General features: G+C 73.6%; 4 protein-coding genes. 3 read left to right on the forward strand and 1 reads right to left on the reverse strand.

From position 1 onward, the window contains the following. Positions 1 to 364 (reverse strand): urease accessory protein UreH domain-containing protein (locus HW577_RS22965; protein WP_198378436.1); only part of this gene is annotated, 364 nt, incomplete at its 3' end. Positions 365 to 452: 88 nt separating this feature from the next. Between HW577_RS22965 and pdxA the strand changes: the two genes are divergently transcribed. The 3 genes from pdxA to HW577_RS22980 are packed head-to-tail and all read left to right on the forward strand — an operon-like array spanning position 453 to position 2999. Beyond that, on the forward strand, positions 453 to 1424 hold the full coding sequence (gene pdxA / locus HW577_RS22970) for a 4-hydroxythreonine-4-phosphate dehydrogenase PdxA (protein ID WP_198378437.1): 972 nt from the start codon (positions 453 to 455) through the stop codon (positions 1422 to 1424). Next, positions 1421 to 2149, forward strand: coding sequence for a pyridoxine 5'-phosphate synthase (locus HW577_RS22975; RefSeq protein ID WP_198378438.1), 729 nt, complete (start codon positions 1421 to 1423; stop codon positions 2147 to 2149). The genes pdxA and HW577_RS22975 overlap by 4 nt, the downstream gene beginning before the upstream one ends. Positions 2150 to 2195: 46 nt before the next feature. After that, on the forward strand, positions 2196 to 2999 hold the full coding sequence (locus HW577_RS22980; RefSeq protein WP_198378439.1) for an alpha/beta fold hydrolase: 804 nt from the start codon (positions 2196 to 2198) through the stop codon (positions 2997 to 2999). The last annotated feature ends 158 nt before the right edge of the window (positions 3000 to 3157 follow it).

Raw genomic sequence — 3157 nt, forward strand, 5'->3', positions numbered from 1 at the left:
TGGCCTGCGCCAGCATCAGCAGCGCCGCGAGGGCGAGCAGCGCCGCCAGCAGGAAGCGCAGCCCGGTGCCGAGTGCCACCAGCCCCGCGAAGCCGCCGGCCAGCGCGCCGAGCAGCCCGTAGCCCAGCCCGCGCCCGAGGTGATAGGGCGCGAGTGCGGCCCCCGACAGCCGCGCCAGCATCCCGCCCGCCGCCGCGCGGTCCGCGACCGCCGCCGACTGCGCGATCACGAAGGGCCCGCACATGCCGGCGCAGTGGGTCGCGCCGCCGGCGAGCCCCGCCATGAACAGCGCGGCCATCACCACGGGCACGCCGCCCGGGCCGATCGCCGTCAGGTCGTGCAGGCAATTCGCCAGGAACTCCATTCCGCGTCCATAGCATGGCCGACGCGGCGCCGCTTGCGCCGGCGCAAGCCCTCGCCAGACGCCGGAAGCGGGGCTACATCCCGAGGCAATGCGCCCGCTTGCCCTCACCATGGGAGAACCCGCCGGCATCGGCGCCGAGATCGCCGCGGGCGCCTGGGCCGCGCTGCGCGCGACCGGCCCGGCCTTCTTCCTGATCGACGACGCGACGCGGCCCTTCGCCGTGCCGGTGCGCGCCATCACGGCACCCGAGGAAGCCGCCGCGATCTTCCCCGTCGCCCTGCCCGTGCTGCATCGCCCGCTGCCCGTCCCGCCCGTCCCCGGCCGGCCGGACACGGCGAACGCCGCGGCGACCATCGCCGCGATCACCGAGGCGGTGGAATTCGCCAAGGCCCACCGCGCCGCGGCCGTGGTGACCAACCCGATCCAGAAGGCGACGCTGACGGCTGCCGGCTTCCGCCATCCGGGCCACACCGAGTATCTCGGCGAGATCGCGGGCACCGGCGTCCCGCCCGTAATGATGCTCGCCTGCCCGGAACTCCGCGTCGTGCCCGTCACGGTGCATGAGCCGCTCGCGCGCGCCATTGCCCGTCTGACGCCCGCGATGATCGTCGAGACGGCGCGCATCACGGCGCGCGCGCTGCGGGAGGAGTTCGGCATCGCCGCCCCGCGGCTCGCCATCGCCGGGCTTAACCCGCATGCGGGCGAAGCGGGGACGATGGGGCGGGAGGATATCGACATCGTCGCCCCCGCCGTCGCGACGCTGCGTGCGGAAGGGATCGACGCGCGCGGCCCGCTGCCGCCGGACACGATGTTCACCGCGCTCGCGCGGCCCACCTATGACGCGGCGATCGGGCTGTATCACGACCAGGTGCTGATCCCGATCAAGACGCTCGACATGGCGGGCGGGGTGAACGTCACGCTGGGGCTTTCCATCGTGCGCACCAGCCCGGACCACGGCACGGCGCTCGACATCGCCGGGACGGGCCGGGCCGATCCGGCATCATTGATCGCGGCCCTCCGCCTGGCGGCGGAGCTGGCGCGCGCCAGGGGTTTCGCATGACGCATCTCGATCTGTCGGTGAACGTCGATCACGTCGCGACGCTGCGCAATGCGCGCGGCGGGGCCTTTCCCTGCCCGGTCGAAGCGGCGCGGATCGCCGTCGAGGCGGGTGCGGACGGCATCACGGTGCATCTGCGCGAGGATCGCCGCCACATCCGCGACCGGGATGTCGAACGCATCCGCACCGAGGTCGCAACGCAGCTCAACTTCGAGATGGCGGCGACGGAGGAGATGGTCGCCTTCGCCGAGCGCATCCGCCCGCCCTATTGCTGCATCGTGCCCGAGAAGCGCGCGGAGCTGACGACGGAAGGCGGGCTCGACGTGCTGCGCGCCGGGCCGTTCCTCGCGCAGGCCGTGCAGCGGCTGCGCGCGGCGGATGTGCGCGTGTCCATCTTCATCGAGGCCGATCCGGCGCAGATCGAGGCCGCCGCGCGGCTCGGCGCGCTGGCGATCGAACTGCACACCGGCACCTATGCCGAAGGCCCCGTCGCGGACCGGGCGACGCAACTCGCGCGGCTGCGCCGCGGTGTGGAGGCGGCGCGCGCGGCGGGGCTGCTGTGCCACGCCGGCCACGGTCTGACCTATGACACCGTCGGCCCGATCGCCGCCTGGCCCGAGGTGACCGAGGTCTCGATCGGCCATTTCCTGATCTCGCAGAGCGTGTTCGAAGGGCTGCCCGCCGTGGTGCGGCGCTTCCGCACGCTGATCGACGCGGCGCGCGGCTGACGAAGACCCGCCGCGCGACCGCGCGACGACACCACGGAGGAACACCATGCCCAGCATCGCCGTCGACGGCACCGACATCGCCTACGCCGAGGCCGGCGCCGGCCCGCCGCTGGTCATGGTGCATGGCACGCTGGGCGACCAGCGCTCCTGGGCCGCGCAGATGGCGCCCTTCGGGGAGCGCTTCCGCGCCATGGCGGTGAGTCTCCGCCATTGCTGGCCCGGGCGCTGGGAGGATGGCGGCGACTTCACCATCGCGCGCCACACCGCCGACATCGCCGGCTTCATCCGCGCGCTGGGCGCCGGGCCGCTCCGCCTCGTCGGCCATTCGCGCGGCGGGCACATCGCCTTCCGCGTCGCGCAGAACCATCCCGAACTGATCGACGCGCTGGTGCTGGTCGAGCCCGGCGGGGAACTCGACGAGAGCCTCGGCGGCGCGCCGCCGGCGGGCCACCAGGCCTCCGCCTTCGCCAAGGCCGCCGCGCTGATCGCCGAGGGGCGGGAGGAGGAAGGGCTGACGGTCGTCGCCGAGCACACCGGCGGCCCCGGCGCCTGGGCCAAGCGGTCCGAGGCGCGCAAGGAGGTCAACCGCGCCAATGCGCGCACCCTGATCGGCCAGATCAACGAGCGCCGCAGCCCCTATCGTCGCACCGAGGCCGAGGGCATCCGCGCGCGCACGCTGCTGGTCGGCGGCGACAGGTCCCAGCCGCAATTCGCGCGCATCCTCGATGCGCTGGAAGGCGCGATGCCGAATGCGCGGCGCGTGACGATCCCGAACGCCGCGCACAGCGTGCAGGCGGACAATCCCGCGGCGTTCAACGCGGCGGTGCTGAGCTTCCTCGGCCAGGGTTGAACGGAGGGGCCTTGCCCCTCCGCACCACCCCACCAAAGGCCGAAAGGCCTTTGGAAACCAGGATTTCGTTGCGCCGGAAATTCCCAGGTGCGGGTGTCCAGAGGCCTTTCGGCCTCTGGCGGGTGGGGTCCGGGGAGGGCGGCGCCCTCCCCGCCTTC

The sequence above is a fragment of the Neoroseomonas rubea genome, from assembly GCF_016106015.1.
GTDB classification, from domain to species: domain Bacteria; phylum Pseudomonadota; class Alphaproteobacteria; order Acetobacterales; family Acetobacteraceae; genus Neoroseomonas; species Neoroseomonas rubea.